Origin of the sequence: Corallincola holothuriorum, from assembly GCF_003336225.1 — a bacterium.
Classification (GTDB): Bacteria; Pseudomonadota; Gammaproteobacteria; order Enterobacterales; family Neiellaceae; genus Corallincola; species Corallincola holothuriorum.
In genome coordinates, this window is sequence record NZ_QPID01000007.1 from 145,073 (window position 1) to 162,050 (window position 16,978).

The 16,978-nt window shown below is 49.1% G+C and carries 16 protein-coding genes; 10 read left to right on the forward strand and 6 right to left on the reverse strand.

All coding sequences use genetic code 11. From position 1 onward, the window contains the following. Positions 1-4 precede the first annotated feature (4 nt). The 3 genes from DU002_RS12685 to DU002_RS12695 are packed head-to-tail and all read left to right on the forward strand — an operon-like array spanning position 5 to position 1,844. Positions 5-829 carry an SDR family NAD(P)-dependent oxidoreductase gene (locus DU002_RS12685; protein WP_114338762.1) on the forward strand — a complete coding sequence of 275 codons (825 nt, stop codon included), beginning with the start codon at positions 5-7 and terminating at the stop codon, positions 827-829. A gap of 30 nt (positions 830-859) precedes the next feature. Further along, positions 860-1,120 (forward strand): hypothetical protein, encoded by a 261-nt coding sequence (locus DU002_RS12690; RefSeq protein ID WP_199405241.1) that lies wholly within the window; start codon positions 860-862, stop codon positions 1,118-1,120. 13 nt (positions 1,121-1,133) lie between these two features. Then, on the forward strand, positions 1,134-1,844 hold the full coding sequence (locus DU002_RS12695; RefSeq protein ID WP_114338763.1) for an START domain-containing protein: 711 nt from the start codon (positions 1,134-1,136) through the stop codon (positions 1,842-1,844). A 17-nt stretch (positions 1,845-1,861) separates the two neighbouring features. On the opposite strand, the gene pdxH is transcribed toward DU002_RS12695, so the two are convergent. Beyond that, complete coding sequence (gene pdxH, locus DU002_RS12700) at positions 1,862-2,509, reverse strand: pyridoxamine 5'-phosphate oxidase (protein WP_114338764.1); 648 nt, start codon at positions 2,507-2,509, stop codon at positions 1,862-1,864. A gap of 168 nt (positions 2,510-2,677) precedes the next feature. Between pdxH and DU002_RS12705 the strand changes: the two genes are divergently transcribed. After that, the gene (locus DU002_RS12705) at positions 2,678-3,661 is read left to right on the forward strand and encodes a nucleotidyltransferase family protein (RefSeq protein WP_114338765.1); all 984 of its coding nucleotides are present in this window, start codon (positions 2,678-2,680) and stop codon (positions 3,659-3,661) included. A 178-nt stretch (positions 3,662-3,839) separates the two neighbouring features. Continuing rightward, positions 3,840-6,674, forward strand: a complete 2,835-nt coding sequence (locus tag DU002_RS12710) for a glycine betaine ABC transporter substrate-binding protein (RefSeq protein ID WP_114338766.1) — start codon at positions 3,840-3,842, stop codon at positions 6,672-6,674. 87 nt (positions 6,675-6,761) lie between these two features. Here DU002_RS12710 and DU002_RS12715 read toward each other — a convergent pair whose 3' ends face one another. The 5 genes from DU002_RS12715 to DU002_RS12730 all read right to left on the reverse strand — a co-directional run bounded on the left by DU002_RS12715 (position 6,762) and on the right by DU002_RS12730 (position 10,677). Beyond that, positions 6,762-7,250 carry a hypothetical protein gene (locus DU002_RS12715; protein ID WP_114338767.1) on the reverse strand — a complete coding sequence of 163 codons (489 nt, stop codon included), beginning with the start codon at positions 7,248-7,250 and terminating at the stop codon, positions 6,762-6,764. 105 nt (positions 7,251-7,355) lie between these two features. Beyond that, on the reverse strand, positions 7,356-7,853 hold the full coding sequence (locus tag DU002_RS12720; RefSeq protein WP_114338768.1) for a hypothetical protein: 498 nt from the start codon (positions 7,851-7,853) through the stop codon (positions 7,356-7,358). A 423-nt stretch (positions 7,854-8,276) separates the two neighbouring features. Next, positions 8,277-8,429: a DUF5989 family protein gene (locus DU002_RS19440; RefSeq protein WP_165419315.1), complete on the reverse strand. Its 153-nt coding sequence runs from the start codon at positions 8,427-8,429 to the stop codon at positions 8,277-8,279. Continuing rightward, positions 8,429-8,827, reverse strand: coding sequence for an SxtJ family membrane protein (locus DU002_RS12725; RefSeq protein WP_130566584.1), 399 nt, complete (start codon positions 8,825-8,827; stop codon positions 8,429-8,431). Before DU002_RS12725 ends, DU002_RS19440 begins: the two co-directional genes overlap by 1 nt. 11 nt (positions 8,828-8,838) lie before the next feature. Beyond that, entirely contained in the window at positions 8,839-10,677 is a 1,839-nt protein-coding gene (locus DU002_RS12730; RefSeq protein WP_114338770.1) for a carbamoyltransferase family protein, read from the reverse strand. Positions 10,678-10,842: 165 nt separating this feature from the next. On the opposite strand from DU002_RS12730, the gene DU002_RS12735 reads away from it, so the two are divergent. From DU002_RS12735 to DU002_RS12755, 5 genes are all read left to right on the forward strand, one after another. Then, positions 10,843-12,642 (forward strand): tetratricopeptide repeat protein, encoded by a 1,800-nt coding sequence (locus DU002_RS12735; RefSeq protein ID WP_158538051.1) that lies wholly within the window; start codon positions 10,843-10,845, stop codon positions 12,640-12,642. Between the two features lie 247 nt (positions 12,643-12,889). Then, on the forward strand, positions 12,890-13,510 hold the full coding sequence (locus DU002_RS12740; protein WP_114338772.1) for a helix-turn-helix transcriptional regulator: 621 nt from the start codon (positions 12,890-12,892) through the stop codon (positions 13,508-13,510). A 104-nt stretch (positions 13,511-13,614) separates the two neighbouring features. Then, complete coding sequence (locus DU002_RS12745; protein ID WP_114338773.1) at positions 13,615-13,998, forward strand: hypothetical protein; 384 nt, start codon at positions 13,615-13,617, stop codon at positions 13,996-13,998. A 126-nt stretch (positions 13,999-14,124) separates the two neighbouring features. After that, the gene (gene glgX / locus DU002_RS12750) at positions 14,125-16,185 is read left to right on the forward strand and encodes a glycogen debranching protein GlgX (protein ID WP_114338774.1); all 2,061 of its coding nucleotides are present in this window, start codon (positions 14,125-14,127) and stop codon (positions 16,183-16,185) included. Between the two features lie 81 nt (positions 16,186-16,266). Continuing rightward, positions 16,267-16,962 (forward strand): DUF2982 domain-containing protein, encoded by a 696-nt coding sequence (locus DU002_RS12755; RefSeq protein ID WP_114338775.1) that lies wholly within the window; start codon positions 16,267-16,269, stop codon positions 16,960-16,962. The last annotated feature ends 16 nt before the right edge of the window (positions 16,963-16,978 follow it).

Genomic DNA, 16,978 nt, shown 5'->3' on the forward strand with positions numbered 1-16,978 from the left:
TTCAATGTCTGTTCCGACACCTATCATAGTCATCACTGGTGCCAGCAGTGGTATCGGCAAAGCACTCGCTGAAGCCCTGCTCAAGCAGGGTGTCTCGTTGATTGCCACAGCGAGAGATCCGGCTTCACTCTCCTCGCTAGTCGCTTTAGGTGCACATGCCCTGCCACTCGATGTCACAGACAAAAGCGCGTGCGAAACCCTGTTACAGCAAGTGTCTGACGACTTTGGACATATCGATATGCTGATAAATAACGCCGGTTATGGACAGATGGGACCTATGCTGGCAGTTGATGAAAAACAGTTACGTCATCAGTTCGACGTTAACCTGTTTGCACCACTCCGTTTATGCCAGTTAGCAGCCAAGCAGATGAAGCGCCAAGGTTATGGCTGTCTGGTTAATATCGGTAGCGTATCAGGGATCACGGTCACGCCGTTTGCAGGAGTTTATTGTGCTTCAAAAGCCGCGCTTCATGCTGTCGATGAGGCGCTACAGATGGAACTGGCGCCGTTCAATATCAAGGTCGTCACGGTACAACCGGGTGCTATTGCATCAAATTTTGCTAACGCCGCAGAGTCAGCGCTACCCGATATCAATAGCGAATATGCTGATTATTCGGCCGGGATCGCAAAACGGACAGCCATGTCGCAACAAAATGCGACTCCCGCAAAACAATTTGCTGATCATGTAGTCAGAGAGTTGTTAAGACCCGGAGGACCACCTCTGCTAATTCGTTATGGCCATGGCGCTCGACTGCTACCCCTGTTGGCTTATCTGGTACCAAGACGGTTAAGGCACAAATTATTAAAAAGGGCATTTGGCTTAGGTTAATCTGTACCAGTTCAATTTGAGGAAAGTAAAATGAAGTTTGTCGCCCCACTAGTTGCTTGCTTGTTGTTATTCGGATGCAGCGATGAAACAACACAACAGCCGTTTGAACAAGCATGCACAGATCCCAGACCGCAGATATGCACCATGGATTACAACCCGGTAGATGGTTACCTTGAAACAGGTGAATGGAAGTCTTTTTCCAATGCTTGTAATGCCTGTAGTCATCCGCAAGTGCTCGGATACAAAGAGCCCGATGAGAACAGCGAACAACAAAAAGTCTCTCCACCATAGGTATCCATAAATAATGCCCATTTTTGTCGTTGCAATCATCTTTATCGCCTTCTCTTCGCAAGCGAAAGATTGGCAATTGCAGCTGTCAGAAAGAGGCGTGGATATCTATACCCAGTCAATGGATAGCCCTCCGTTTCAGAAATTCAGAGCGGAAATACAGGTAGAAGCAACCCGCGGCGCTTTTCTCACCCTGCTGTTGCACACGGAGGCGAATCCTGATTGGGTTGAGCATGCCGAAGGGGCTGATGTGATCATCTTTCAACCGCCAAATCGACACTTGGTACACACGCGATTCAACCCGCCGTGGCCGGTCAACAAACGAGATTTGGTCACCGCATCACGTTATTGGCAAGAGCCGGATTCAGGGGTGTTATATTTAGCCGCAGAATCGCGTCCTAACGCGTATCCTACGCAAGAAGGCTACCTAAGGATGCTCGATGCAGAAGCCTGTTGGCAGATCAGCCCGCAGGAAGGCAACACGATTAAGGTCAGATATGAGGGATTTACCAATCCCTCAGGAAACATGCCCTATTTCTTAACTAACAAAGTGGGGATACAAGCGTTATTTAATACCTTCACCAAACTGAAACGCCAGTTAACAAGAAATGAATATCGGTTTGCCAACCCTGAAGTTCCCAAGCGCAGAGAGTTTCAATCTAAGCCGTGCAACGCACTATTAGCTGAAGAAACAGCAGTGACCAGAGCCACCGCCCGTCATCAATAGATTCAAACGACAAACGCTTAGGGCGCCAATCGCTCAATTTGCCAGAGGTCTTCACCTTCCATCGCTTTAGAGTAGAGGAAGCGATCATGCAGTCTATGTTCGCCACCCTGCCAAAACTCGATGGTTTCAGGCACAATTCGATAGCCGCCCCAAAAACTTGGCAACGGTACCTCCCCTTTGGAGAACTTCTGTTTTATCTCCATAAACTTAGACTCAAGCACCTGCCGCGCGCTGATACGACTGCTCTGCTTTGACACCCAAGCAGCTATTTGGCTATCACGGGGGCGAGTCACAAAGTACTTCAGAACTTCAGTATTGCTTAACTGCTCTACCTGCCCACAAACAGCCACTTGGCGATCAAGTGCATGCCAAGGAAAAAGTAGCGAGATACGAGGATTAGCAGCCAGGTGCGCCGCCTTACGGCTACCCAAATTGGTATAAAAGATAAATCCCTGAGCATCGAAACGCTTCAGCAAAACAATACGCTGAAAAGGTTGGCCACGCTCATCAACCGACGCCACCACCATCGCCGTTGGATCAGTCAATTTAGCATCGCAAGTTTGCTGCATCCAACGCTCAAACAATGGCCATGGCGTGTCGGGTAGTTCCGCCTCACTCAACCCGCCTGCGGTGTATTCGCGCCGAAGATCACTTAAATCACTCATAGGTAGCCGCTTGAAAAATAGAAAATGTTTTCCATAGTTTACGGCAGAGCAACCTATTTAGACCAATAAAACTGTAAGCTGAAACCCTCTAAGCTGTTGAAATTTTAACCGCTCCACCTTATAAAATGATCAACCGTAGGAAAGAGGAAGATAAAAAAGCGTCCAGCGATGAATCAAACGGCTCACTTTCCAATCCCCCTGGTGATATTGGGGGGTAAAGATCAACGCCCGGCAAAGCTGCCGGACGATGTCAGCGATAAGCACGCGTTGTCCGCGTATAAAGGCATGGCTATACGGATCAACAATCGCCCTATTATCGAAGTGATCATTGAGCGTATTAACGCCTGTGGCATGTTTGGCCCCATCTACATCGCCGGCCCGATGAACGTCTATCAACCGGTATCGGATCTGGCACATATCATCGACACTGACGGCAAACTAGATGAGAATGTTGATGCCGCGCTGCAAAGCATATCGCTATTGCATCCAAATGGTCCCGTTGCTTTCTTTGCCTGCGACGTATTACCTGATCCCGAGACACTCAAGCAGCTCACCGAGCTATATCGTCAATCGGGTCACAGTGATATTTTCTTTCCATTGATCAAAGTACCGGAACAAACAGAGCAACTAGGCTCATCCGGCTGGAAACCCAAGTACCAAGTCATCCCCACAGGCGATACCCAGCCAACCACCGTACTGCCCAGCCACTTACTGATCATCAACCCCAAAGCGCTGCGCCTGAGACTGATTTTCACCCTAACAAGACTCGCCTACCAAACTCGCAACCGTGGAATAGAGCAGCGGAAAAGCACCATGATCCGTGGTGCCCTCTGGTTTCTAATCAAAGAGGATCTCAAGCAGTTAGCCAAGTTCAAGCTGCCGCATCTCACCACCACGGTGCTGAGCAATGCCATTGCGGGTGCCAGAGAACTGGCTTCGGGTTCCATCGCTCAGCACACGTTGGAGAGACGCCTGCGGAAAATACTGATCAAAGCCCGCCGCCGCGTGCGTCACCGCAGGCCGCTGGTTTATCTGCCCGTAGTGGATGCACTAGAGCTAGCAAAAGATATTGATACACTCGAAGAAGTGGAAGAGTTAGGCGCTGAGCTGACGGCGGATGAAGTATCAGCAAGCCCATCTAAAGATCCATAACAACACGCTCTGATCACTGGGCAGTAAAGCAGCGCTTTCAAGTATCTGCCCTGAGCAACATAGATCATGCTCTCATCATCTAAATTAGCTGCCACAAAATCATAATAATGAATAACTTATTCAGATAAACTGAACCGACAAAAAGTGCTTGTCACTATAGGTTCTGGAGAGCAACTCAGTGCATTCGATTTTCAGTGGATTATTCCGCCACCCTGTCGCCTTGATGATCACTGCCGTCGGGCTTTGGATGCTCTATCCGCCTGTCGTCAATTATCTGGTTGATCAAACCAGTGTCTTCTATGTCGCTGCCGTTGCTCATTCATTTGCTGCTATCTGCACGCTCGCCTGCGTCGCGACACTCTTTATCGGCAAGGATAAGATCCGGTTGGCGAATGTCGCCACACCAGCAACATTTAAAACCGTCTCTGCGCCCACCCTCTTTTCTGGCATCTTGATTTGCGCCAACCATTTGTTGCTATACGCCGCATTGAGTGTCTCCGAAGAGTTTGATGTGATAGCCATTCTGGTCTTTGAAACCTGGCCGATCCTATTTTTCTATATCGATAGCGCCCTGCGGCGCGATAAGCGCAAAACATCCATTAACGACTATGTATTTTCTGGCGCAGCGTTCGCGGGGTTTCTGGTACTCACTGCACCCAATGTTGATATCGCAGACTGGCTACTACTCGACAGCCCGATGCTGAAAACCATGGGATTAGCTGCGGCTGGAGGCTTAGCAATGGCCATCAACTGCTATTTCCGTATGAAGTGTATGGATGCATGGAGCGCGATATCAGAACAGCGCTCACTCAACCTCAGCAGCTTTAAACGCGGCTTACTGACAGAGGCAGGCGTCAGGTTGGTTGCCGCCCCGCTATTGATCCTGGTATTGCTATATTCAGGCGAGACGATCCCCAGTACCAGCATGAGCAATTTGTTACTGCTCGCCTTCGTCGGCATCGTCATTCTGGCCTTGGGCAGCTTGCTCTATGACCTATCCGTATTTAATGCAGATAACGCATCCATTAGCGCATTGTGGTACCTAATGCCTGTAGGCGCAGTGCTTATCCTGGCAGTAATGCAGGGACGTATGCTGAATCAATATGAGGCCGTCGCCTCCGCCCTGATCGTATCCTCAAACATTTTCCTGGCACTCAAATACCCTCTGCGATCTTCATTGCTCGTGCTTTTTGTCTCCGTTTGCACCATCGGCATCTGGATCCTGTTTGCGCCTGTCGCCACCATCAACCACTATTACGACCTATTGGCGGTATCAACAGTGTTCTTCGTCCTACTGGCAACTTTTGCACTGGATAGAACCACCTCACTTAACCGCGAGCGTGAAAGCCTACTCGGCGAGTTCAACGAACAAGTAATCGGTCTATTAGAGCAACGTTCGGCAACTGATGAAGGCCAAGACAAAGGCTGTCTCCCCCCTGCTTACCTGAGTGAGATCAAACAGTACGTGCTTTGGAATATGCACAGCTTTCTGCGAGCGTTTTCGAGTTTTCAACAGTTAGCGAGTAACCAGAAAACAGCCGAAAGTATTAAATACAGTGTGCTGCCACAACTCAAACAAGATGAAGAGGTACGCGAACGCGTGCTTGGGTTGTTTAAGGTGGGCGACAAACTGCTGACGATGGAAAGCGACAGGATCCCGCCAGAAGAGTTCGTCATTTTAATCCTACTTGGCGCCACCAACGTTTTCTTTTCTCTGGTATTTCGTCCTGACACCCTATCCGCAGGACTATTCGCCTTAATTGTCGGTGCCTCAATGATCTACCTGCTACTGATCATTTTTGAGCGGGACAGATACGCCCAGATCAGACACGACCATGCCATGGTGTGTACCAATCTTGTGACCTATGTAGAACAGCAACTTCCCGATAAGGACGAAGCCACTACTGAGCAGACCCTCAAGCAGGAGATCCACCAAGCGATCACACTCAAATCAGGCAATATAGAAACCCGCGGCCGCGCCTATTGGATCTTCAGTGTGTTTGCGTTTCTATTCTTCGGATTTGGCTACGGTTTTCTTTACGAATCCCTGCAAGAACAACGTTCGCTGGAAACCTCTCCCCTTACCTCAACACGCAGCATCCAGGAAACGGAAATCAATATCGCGCTGTTGGATTGGCCAGCGGCACAGATAAAAAGCCATATTTTGGCGGGGATCATCAATCATCACACAGAGCTGAATGCATCGGTGATCTCAGTGTCTAGCGAGCAAGCATTTCGAGCGATGGACGATGAGGATGGCATCATCGACATTCATCCAGACCTCTGGGTTGAGAACAACCCAGATATGATACGCCGTTACGTAAAAGCCTTTGGCTCTGTCGCCTTAGGCCAGCAATCGGTCACCGGATCACAAGGGTTGTGTTACACCGACTTTACCTCTGCGCATCCCATCTCTATGTCAGATCTATCAAGTCCCGCTATCGCCAAACAGTTTGATCTGTCCGGCGATGGCAAAGGTGATATATGGGTGGGCGCCAAAGGCTGGGCATCCGTCGACATAGAGCAACGCCGCCTTTCAGCCTACGGTTTAGATAGCCACTACAACTACCATGTGTTTGACCCAGATGTGTTGCAGATGCTAGTGGAGCGCAATAATCAGAGTCAAAAAGCCAGTCTATTCTTCTGCTACTACCCAGATGCCCTGTTTATTGATCAGCACGTTCACTTTCTGAATGAATCAACCCATGATGCGAAAAACTGGGCAGCTATCCTGCAACCCCGCCACAGCAAAGCACCGAGTACAGGTACGTCTTGGCCAAAAACCCACATCAAACTGGCTTATCGCAGCAGTTTGGCGACTAAATCCCACGAATTGGTGACGTTACTAAATAGTTTTGCCATCAGTAACGAAGAGTTAGTCACCATGATGGCGCAGGTCAAAGCTGGACAACCAACTGAAGAGGTCGCCCAGCAGTGGATCAGCAATCATCAAGACACGGTTTTGGAATGGCTAACGGGATTTCGGTTACCTGAAAAAGATCAGGTTAATTAACGCCCAAAGTATGGGCGGATAGAGCAGGCTAACCTAAGGAGCGAAGCGACGAAAACCTACGAAAATCCATCTGCGTGAGTTGGCTTGTTATGCTCGAATTCGATGTGCATGAACAATCGAAATCAACTGTGCTTGGTACTTCGTTTGATGCCCATTGCCAGGGAACGGAAGCACATACACCTCGGCCGAGCTTCCGGCTTTTCTCAGAGCTTGGCGCACAATCTTCTCGATTTTTTTCAACACAATAACAACCGCTTTGGGGTTCATTTGCGACACGCGCTCAGCGAACCGTTGGCTCTCTTCGATGAGTTTGGCTTCACGCTCTGCACACGGGAGCTTATCGACTGGCACTTGGCTTAGATCCTCGAGATAGTAGCCTGTTTGCCTCATGTACTCGAAGAACTCCGCATTAGTTGAGAATTTTTGACTCAAGGCAGATTCAAACGCACTTTTAGTATACGCGGTCATTAAGCTACGATCATAGAAAAACGTGCCTTCCGCTGGAGGGGACTCACCGATCAACAGCACTCGAACCTTCTCAGGCCTAAATTTCTCTCTGAGTTTTTCAATATCCATCTTGTCAAACCTAACACCGCTATGACCAGTGGTAATTTAGCTAATTAAAGTGTGCTATTTAAGCACATTTTAAGCCACTCAGTGAGCGCCTGGTTGAGAGCTTTGTTAAGTGGTTAAGCATTCAACCTTTTGACAGTTTTCTCGAACCCATTCCTTTACATCATCTGATTCGATCGAATCAATTTTTTTTACATTAAGGCCAATTTCAGAAACTTTGCTTTCAAAAGTTGAGTATGGGAAATACTGGGTTTCTAGGAGTAGAATGTATTGGGGATCGGCGTCTTTGTATCTTCGCGTTATTGTAATGCCTTTGATCGGCTTAGACCAACCTTCTATGTGGGCGCCTATGATAGGGGTACCATAAAACTCATCGATCTCATTAATTTCGGTCGATTTTAAACTGTACCAGTCAGGATCACCAAGTTGACTCCCTCTGGCGCGGCGAAAGCCTCCGAACATATTAGTACATTCAAAGGACTCTAAAGGCTGCTGAATTTGAACTGGAATTCTTCTTGGTTTCTGGTTGTTACTGCTCCTTGAAAATAGAGCGACCACAAGAGACAAAACTGCAATTATTATCAGTACGATTTCAAAATGCGTCATGTAGCAACCTTCAATATATGGGAGTGAACAGATAACAGCATTTTAGACCGCGGTCAGTATCAACACCTGCCACCGTCCATTTGAATTGGCTCCACTATACCTATCTAACTTGAACTCTATCAAGCCGTTAGGTCACGCTCTTCTATACAGGTTTTGAAGGTCTGAAATATACAACTAAGAACTCGGCTCTCAAGGGAACCGACATTACAACGGTGCAAGAGTGACTCTGACAAACCAACTTAAAGACAACCCAGATCTACACCCATGTGGAGGGTGATCGCCATGCAGGCACCACCAGCCCGATTGATTTTATCGCCGATGAATATGCGAGGGGGCATGATGCACATAAAAAAGAGGTACTCGAAGTGCCTCTTTTTTATCACGAGTTCTATCGTGATTTATATTGCAGCTAAATGCGCGCGCCTAAAACAGCGTATAGATAAATGTTGCCAGTGCGCTCTGTTGTGTCACAACAACCAAAGAGCCAAGTAACGCCAAGATCACCACAATCGGCAATAACCACATCTTTTTTCTTACCCGCATAAAACGCCACAGGTCACCGATAAACTCTACCATTAGAAAGGGTTCTCCATCTGTTTCTTGTCCAGCGCTTGGCGGCGCTCTTTGTAACTGTCTCTTTTGGGATCAAAACCCTGCTTAAAGTGCAATTTGCCACGCCAGTACAACCAGCTACCCAATGGCAATAGGAGCAGGAAGAATACCACGCCCAAAATCAGCCGCGTATTGATCCAACCTAACGCCAGCGCGATCACTATCCATACCCGAAATAGCGGGTAGATAGCCACTGGCAGTAGCAAAGCAATCAACGCAATCAATGAGCCAGCATAAACTGGCCACAATGAACGCTCATAACCAAACCACCAGGGCAACAAGGCCCAGAAGAACAGGGCGAGCAGCGCAGCAAAACCTAAACCAAATTTACGCAGTTCAGTTTTATTGTCTGCCTCAATCATGGGGGCATTCATTAGTCGAGTTCAAACTCCCGTTGTTTTGCCGTAGCAATCGCCTCTGCAGGCATATCGGCTTTGTCGAGGCGCCAATGACCTAGCACCAAGGTATCCATCTCTGTCGATAAAAAGCAGTCGATAGCGTCATCAGGGCTGCATACCGGGGGTTCACCACGCACATTAAACGAGGTATTAATCACCATAGGTACACCGCTTTGCTCAGCAAAGGCGCTAATCAACTGATGGTATTTAGGGTTAGTTTCTTGATGCACCGTCTGCACCCTTGCCGAATAGTCCACATGGGTGATAGCAGGCAGGGTTGAGCGTTGATATTTCAACCGCTCAATGCCAAATGCGGGCATGTCGTCGCCTTCCGGTAGATGATGCTGTTTAGCGACGTCGGCGACCAGCAGCATGTAGGGGCTGGCACAATCCATATTGAAGTAGTCACTGACATTTTCAGCCAACACCGATGGCGCGAACGGTCGGAATGACTCGCGATATTTGATCTTTAAGTTCATCACCGACTGCATCTGTTGGCTGCGTGGATCACCAAGGATCGAACGATTACCTAAAGCGCGAGGACCAAATTCCATTCGACCTTGGAACCAGCCAATCACGCGGTCAGATGCCAACTCGCCTGCCACTTTCTGCATCAGGCGACCATCATCTAACAACTCGGCCGGCAGCCCCCGTTGTTGAAGTATCTTGTCAACATCATCATCACTGTATTCTGGCCCCAGGTAACTGCCCTTCTGCAGATCCGTGCCATTCAACTCCCGTGGCTGGCCACAATGCTGATACACACCCGACATGGCAGCACCCAACGCCCCACCAGCATCCCCTGCGGCAGGCTGGATCCAGATATCGTTGAAAACGCCGGCTTCCAGTAGCTTGCCGTTGGCGACACAATTGAGGGCCACTCCCCCAGCGAGGCAAATATTCTCGCAACCAGTTTCAGCTTTCAGGCTTTGCGCGAGTTTAATTACCACCTCTTCGGTGACCACCTGGATCGAACGTGCCAGATCCATCTCTTTCTGTGACACATCAGACTCTTCACTACGGGGCTCGCCGCCGAAAAGCTGATGAAACTTAGAAGATGTCATGGTGCTACCCGTCACATAACTGAAGTAACTCAAATCTAAACGGAAGCTACCATCAGCCTTAATGTCGATAAGGTGTTTACGGATAAGATCTGCGTATTTGGGCTCACCATAAGGGGCTAAGCCCATCAACTTATATTCGCCAGAATTCACCTTAAAGCCGCAGTAATAGGTGAATGCGGAGTAAAGCAACCCGAGTGAGTGGGGAAAACGGATCTCCCAGAGCGGCTGCAGATCATTACCCTCGCCCAACCAGGCGCTACTGGTCGCCCATTCGCCAACACCATCAAGACAAAGCACAGCGGCTTTTTCAAACGGGCTAGGAAAAAACGCGGAAGCTGCATGGGATTGATGGTGTTCAGCAAACAGCAGTTTGGGTAGTTCAGCCTTGCTAACACCAGACATCTGGCTCAATTCGCGACGTAATAGGCTCTTAAGATACAACTTCTCTTTCAGCCAGATCGGCATCGCCCGCACGAACGAGGCAAATCCCCGAGGTGCTGACGCCATATAGGTTTCCAGTAAGCGTTCAAACTTAAGCAACGGCTTATCGTAAAAAACGATATGGTCAAGATCGGTCAACTGACAGCCTGCGGTATCCAGGCAATACTGGATCGACTGCACAGGAAACGAGGGATCGTGCTTTTTACGACTAAATCGCTCTTCCTGCGCTGCTGCAATAATCAGCCCATCTTCAACCAGTGCCGCAGCACTGTCATGGTAGAGGGCGGAGATACCAAGAATTCGGGTCATGTCCTGCTTCACACTTCTGGGAGTGCGGGCAGTCTAGAGCCCCGCCAACATTGAAGCAACGACCAGTTTTAGCTAGTGTGAGGCGCTTAAAAACTTAAGATGGCCAACGCATTTATGGGTTCTCACAATATCAAATCTAGATCTCGTCTATTTCTAATCCTAACTTTGCTGAGCCCCGTCATATTTTTTGTCCTGCTTGAGCTCATATTAAGAGCCGCAGGTTTTGGCCACACCTACCCGCTGTTCGTTGACGCCAAAGGAATGCCTGGCTATCTGCAAGCCAGCGATCAGGTGATCAAACGCTATTTCAACGACCCCAAACAAGCACCGAATGTCAGCATTGATACGATCTACTTCAAAAAAGAAAAGCCAGCGGCAACGTTCCGCGTAGTCGTTCAAGGTGGCTCTAGCGCGGCAGGTTTTCCTTATGGCCGTTGGGGTGGTTTAGCCGGCATGTTGAATGACCGGCTGGAAGCCAGTTTTCCAGACAAAGATATAGAAGTGATCACCACGGCCATGAGTGCGGTCAATAGCTACACCATGCTCGACCTAGTCGATGAGATCATCGCCATCCAACCGGATGCCGTGCTTATCTATGCTGGCCATAACGAGTACATTGGTGTCATGGGCGCGGGTTCAGCACTCACTTCAGCCCAAAGCCATGGTGCCAAGCTTTTGTTTTTAAAATTAAAAGATCTCCGCATCTATCAATTAATGCAACGGGTTATGGGTCTATTCAGCCCTGCACCACCCGCCGCTCAAGGTGGCGCCGCCCGCAGCACATTAATGGCAAAAGCAGCCGCAAATCGCGAAATCCCCTACCAATCGGAGATCTTCGATCAAGGGCAGCAACAGTTCGCCAGTAACTTGCAGTTAATCCTGAGTAAATATCAGCAAGCCAATATCCCGGTGATGCTAGGCACGTTGGCCAGTAATGAAGGTGACCAAAAGCCGTTTGTCAGTGATCCAACAAAAGAATCAACGACTGCGTGGCAACAGAAATGGCAAGTTTATGAACAAGCAATGGCGGATGGTCAGTACCCCAATGCATTAGCTGCCGCTAGCCAATTAGCACAACAATTTGATACCGCAAACAGCTGGTTTGCCGTCGGCCAAGCACTGCTCGCCAGCGGAGAAAACGAAGCAGCGCGCAACGCGTTATTGGCGGCAAAAGATCGCGATCAACTGCGTTTTCGCGCCCCTGAAGAGATGAATACCATCATCAAAAATGTGGCTGAGCAATTTTCTGCGCCGTTAGTCGATGTACAGCAATATTTCGTTATGCACTCAAAAGACGGCATCATCGGCAATAGTTTGATGCTGGAACACTTACACCCCAATAAACGCGGCTATTTTCTTCTGGCAGAAAGTTATTTTAATACCATGAAGAAAACTGCTCTTCTGCAAGATTGGTCGCAAGCCCAGCCAAGTGCAAAAGCGTGGCGCGAAGTGCCGATAACAGAGGTAGACGCGATACTGGCAGACTATAAAATCGCCACGTTAAAAGCGGACTTTCCATTTACCGCCACACCATACAAAGTGAGTTTCCCGACGCCCAACGACACAGTGACCCAGCTGGCACTAGCCCGCCAGTCAGGGCAGCAGGGTTGGATCGCCAACATGCAAAGCTTGCTCGGCTATTACCGGCAGCAGCAAGATCACCCACAGGCCCTCATCGTGGCACGTATGCTGGCACAAGCGTTCCCCAGTCAACACGGGCCGCAATTCGCGTCAGGGATGCTATTCCTCGGTTTAAAAGAGTACCCGCGGGCAATCAAGTATCTACATAAAGCCTTGGCGCTGGAACCACGCAATAGTGAAGCAAGAAAAGCCTTAATTTACGCCTTGGCCAACACCGGCGCCAGCCAACAAGCAAACGCCGAGCTGGAAATATTGCAGCAACAACTGGGCAACGACCCCGTGATTAAAAGCTTGGAACGAACCATTCAAGCAGCAAAACAGTAAAGCGCGATATTAACGGCCGTAGTATCACGACCTTAACGTGGTGCGGCCGTCATTTATCGTCAACGTAGCGTCCCCACCGACAGACCTAAACCGCTGTCGCCAATGTTTAAATAAACGCACATGTTTACTTCATTCTAATGACCATCTATGTTAACTAATATGTTTATTTAATAAATGGTCACACCCTACATTGACCACCCGCTCCCATGGCCAAAGCTGGCATCGGGCTGAGAATCAAGGAGTTCCTATGCAAGCAAGTGCAGATAAGCTGTTGTACCTGCTAAAAACCCGCGGTGCACTGACGGCACAGCAGTGTGGCGAAATACTTGAAATGACCTCCATGGGGGCGAGAAAACACCTGCAACAACTGGCAGCGCAAGCGCTGGTTAGTTATGAAGATATCGCCAGTAAAAAAGGCCGTCCCAATCGCTTTTGGCAACTCAGCGACAAGGGACATGCCCGTTTTCCTGATCGCCATGCCGATCTGACTCTGCAGCTGATTGATTCGGTTAAAGCCGTGTTTGGCGACGATGGATTAGACCAGCTAATAGCCAAGCGAGAGACCGAGCTTACTGCCGCCTATTTAGCCGCACTTAGTGACCTACCGCTGGCGCAAAGAGTGCAAAAACTTGCCGCGCTAAGAGAAAAAGAGGGATATATGGCGTCGGTTCAACAGATAGAAAACGGCTGGTTGCTGATTGAAGATCATTGCCCTATCTGTGCTGCAGCGCAACAATGCCAAGGCTTTTGCCGTGCAGAGCTACGCCTGTTTCAAACCTGTATTGGCGAGCATGGGACGGTAGAAAGAACGGAATATTTACTCGAAGGTGCTAGGCGCTGCGCCTACCAAATAACCATGAAGATGTAAGATCCTCCCTCTCAATACGGTCGTATATGTATTCAGGAAAGCTTTTTGCATGCCGATAACAGTGTAGACGGTTAGTTGACACCGAAAGGTGCAAGGGGGATCGGATGAAACACTCCCCAGTAGTAGTAGTACAAAAACAGCAATACCCTCTAAACCAGCAAACGACACCGCAAGATGTCAAAGTTAGGCGACCATTAAAGCATGCCGCCAACTGGGTCAATCAAGTGGTTGCCCAACTAGAACAAAATGGCGGCGTCAGCTTTCGCGACCGGCAGGGTCACCTGATTTTGGTCACCAAAAGTGCCAAACACAGCGGATACTGGCAAGCAACCTGGTTTAAACCTGAAGGCCCTTACCAAGACCAACTGTCCCACACAGCAAAACAGCTCATTCTTAATTTAGCGCCGATGATATGCGAATGGCTAGCGCCAAGCGGATTTGAAAGACAGGTCAATCGCTGGCTTCGTCTCAAACCACATCCGCTATAAATTGGATAGTAAGCAAAGGTATCGCTCGCATGCTTTTTTAAACAGAATAAATTAACGGTTGGAGCTTCTACCGTTAATTGCTTAAACTGGCCTCAATCTCAAGCTATTGCAGAGTGTTTGTATCTTATGAGTCCGATCCACGATTATGGTCGTAGCTTTCCTTTAGGCCCCACAATTATTGATGGCGGTGTAAATTTCAGCCTCTACAGCAAAAACGCCACAGCCGTTGAGTTGCTGCTTTTCAAATCAGCTGAAGACGCCACGCCAAAAGTCATGACGCTCAAGCCAAGTGTCAATCGCACGGGTGACTACTGGCACATATTTGTCAAAGGGTTGGGCGAGGGTCAGCTCTATGGCTATCGCGTTTACGGCCCGTATGATCCAGCAAGAGGCCTGCGTTTTGATCCGCAGAAAGTCCTGTTAGACCCATACGCTCAAGCTGTCGCCATGGGCGATAACTATAGCCGGAAGGCGGCCATGGTTCCCGGCGACAATGTCGGCCAGTGCATGAAAGGGGTTGTGGTAGAGCACCGCGGATATGATTGGGAAGATACTGGTCCACTGAATCGGCCATTGGCCGAAACAGTCATCTACGAGATGCATGTCAAAGGCTTCACTGCTAATCCGAACTCAGGCGTTAGCGCTGACAAACGCGGCACCTATGCCGGTGTAATTGAAAAAATTCCCTACCTGAAAAGCCTGGGTGTCACCGCTGTTGAACTGTTACCCGTTCAACAATTTGATCCAGAAGATTGTCCAGAAGGCGTTTCCAACTACTGGGGCTATGCGCCAATCAACTTTTTCTCTCCCCATTCACAGTACAGCTCCGACAAATCACCCACGGGTGCATTTCGTGAGTTCCGCGATATGGTCAAAGAGCTGCATAAAGCAGGGATTGAAGTCTATTTGGACGTGGTGTTTAACCATACCGCTGAAGGCGACAGCAATGGCCCAACCCTTAGTTACAAAGGGCTAGGTAGTACAACTTACTACATTCACGGTGATGACAAACGCGACTTCCACAACTACTCAGGTTGCGGCAATACGATCAATGCCCACAACTCAGTGGTGCGCCGGATGATCCGCGACTGTCTCAAGTTCTGGGTGCAAACCATGCACATTGACGGTTTCCGTTTCGATTTAGCCTCAGTGATGTCTCGCGGTCAAAAAGGCGAAGTGCTGAAAGATCCACCGGTACTCTGGTCAATTGATACCGACCCTGTGCTTTCCGGTACCAAGATCATTGCCGAAGCATGGGACGCTGCAGGTTTATACCAGGTGGGCAGCTTTATTGGTGGCCGCTGGCAAGAGTGGAACGGCAAATACCGGGATCATGTGCGTAGTTTCTTGCGCGGTGAAAAGGGCTACGTCAGCCGCTTTGCCGACCGCCTAATCGGTAGTCCTGATCTCTATTACGATCAGCACCGCAGTCCGCACCGCTCGATTAACTTTGTCACCGCCCATGATGGTTTCACTCTCAATGACATGGTCAGTTATAACGAAAAGCATAACGAAGCCAACAATGAGGGCAATCGTGATGGTGACAATCACAACCGCAGTTGGAACTGTGGTGTAGAAGGCCCCACCGATGATCCTGAGGTGTTGGCGCTGCGTGAACGTCAACGCAAGAATTTCATGACTGTGTTACTGGCTTCTCTGGGTACACCGATGCTCACCATGGGCGATGAAATTGGCCGTACTCAGCACGGCAACAACAATGCCTACTGCCAGGACAATGAGCTGAGCTGGTTTGATTGGGATCTGGTGGAAAAAAATGCCTCTCTGTTGCGCTTCACACAGAAGATGCTGCGCTGGCGTCAGCAGGATCCAGCGATGGATCAGCAGCGCCACTACACCTTGGCAGACGTGTTAGATAGCACCAAGATCCAGTGGCATGGTGTTCATCCGCAATCGCCAGATTGGTCGGAGAATTCCAATTCATTAGCCATGACCATTCGTGATCCCAACACCGGTGAGCTAGTGTATATGGCGATTAACGCTTGGCATCAGGAACTGGAGTTTGAACTGCCAGATCCTGAATATGGACGCTGGCATCGTATTGTTGATACCAGTCAACCGTCGCCCTATGACATCGTTGAAGACCCTGAATGCGCAGAAGCGGTAACTTACCGTATCTATCGCGTTAAAGGACGCTCAGTGGTTATGTTGGCAGCCTACGAAGATTAGGCTAAGCGAAAGGGCCTCTTGCCGCTTCAATGATTAAAACGACAAGGCCCGCTAGCGGGCCTTTTTGATAATGTGGTAACCATGGACAACAGTGACACTTTAGACACCATTGAAATAAAGCCCGTGGTCAACCGCTATGGTTTGACCCTCTCCCTGCTCGGAGGGGTCAGCGCCTTGTTAAGTTTAGTGGTGATATTTCTGCTGACCTCGATCCCGAAACTACCGTTCTATGTCATGCTGGGAGGCTCAGTTTTTACCCTGCTGTTAGGGCTGTTAAAACAGTTGGAACCCAAAGTAAGTTTGCGCCTGTGCCCCAACTATCTGCAGTTTTATCACCGGCACGGTCAATGGACGCTAGCGTGGCAAGATATTCAGCGAATAGATATCCCAACCCTTGGTTTAGAGGACAATTATCAACCCCTGAGCTATGTTGGTATCAGACTAACCAGTCAGCATCGCCTACTGAGTAACATCTCACTGCGACTGGCTAGCCGGATCTTGCTGGAACAACGTCCAGTCCTGATGCAAGCGATTAAAAACGAATGTGCCGATGGCACCTGCCCTAGTGAATTGCTGTTCGAAGGCGATCAGTTTACCGATGATCAAGGCACTCACTACACCGGCCTACTCGCCATGTTAGGACAACGGATGCAACGTTTAAGGGAGATGCTGGGATATGATATTTATTTGCCAGAAAACTCACTGGACAGACCCGCCGAAGAGTTCATTGTTTTACTGCGTAAATATCACTCGCAAGTTCAGCAGCTGGATGCTTAAATAGGCTATGAAATAC

What these genes read in the sequence shown, in the direction of transcription:
- DU002_RS12685 (WP_114338762.1), top strand. Translation starts at nt 5, where the DNA reads ATGTCTGTTCCGACACCTATCATAGTCATCACTGGTGCCAGCAGTGGT.
- DU002_RS12690 (WP_199405241.1), top strand. Translation starts at nt 860, where the DNA reads ATGAAGTTTGTCGCCCCACTAGTTGCTTGCTTGTTGTTATTCGGATGC.
- DU002_RS12695 (WP_114338763.1), top strand. Translation starts at nt 1,134, where the DNA reads ATGCCCATTTTTGTCGTTGCAATCATCTTTATCGCCTTCTCTTCGCAA.
- pdxH (WP_114338764.1), bottom strand. Translation starts at nt 2,509, where the DNA reads ATGAGTGATTTAAGTGATCTTCGGCGCGAATACACCGCAGGCGGGTTG.
- DU002_RS12705 (WP_114338765.1), top strand. Translation starts at nt 2,678, where the DNA reads ATGAATCAAACGGCTCACTTTCCAATCCCCCTGGTGATATTGGGGGGT.
- DU002_RS12715 (WP_114338767.1), bottom strand. Translation starts at nt 7,250, where the DNA reads ATGGATATTGAAAAACTCAGAGAGAAATTTAGGCCTGAGAAGGTTCGA.
- DU002_RS12720 (WP_114338768.1), bottom strand. Translation starts at nt 7,853, where the DNA reads ATGACGCATTTTGAAATCGTACTGATAATAATTGCAGTTTTGTCTCTT.
- DU002_RS19440 (WP_165419315.1), bottom strand. Translation starts at nt 8,429, where the DNA reads ATGGTAGAGTTTATCGGTGACCTGTGGCGTTTTATGCGGGTAAGAAAA.
- DU002_RS12725 (WP_130566584.1), bottom strand. Translation starts at nt 8,827, where the DNA reads ATGATTGAGGCAGACAATAAAACTGAACTGCGTAAATTTGGTTTAGGT.
- DU002_RS12730 (WP_114338770.1), bottom strand. Translation starts at nt 10,677, where the DNA reads ATGACCCGAATTCTTGGTATCTCCGCCCTCTACCATGACAGTGCTGCG.
- DU002_RS12740 (WP_114338772.1), top strand. Translation starts at nt 12,890, where the DNA reads ATGCAAGCAAGTGCAGATAAGCTGTTGTACCTGCTAAAAACCCGCGGT.
- DU002_RS12745 (WP_114338773.1), top strand. Translation starts at nt 13,615, where the DNA reads ATGAAACACTCCCCAGTAGTAGTAGTACAAAAACAGCAATACCCTCTA.
- glgX (WP_114338774.1), top strand. Translation starts at nt 14,125, where the DNA reads ATGAGTCCGATCCACGATTATGGTCGTAGCTTTCCTTTAGGCCCCACA.
- DU002_RS12755 (WP_114338775.1), top strand. Translation starts at nt 16,267, where the DNA reads ATGGACAACAGTGACACTTTAGACACCATTGAAATAAAGCCCGTGGTC.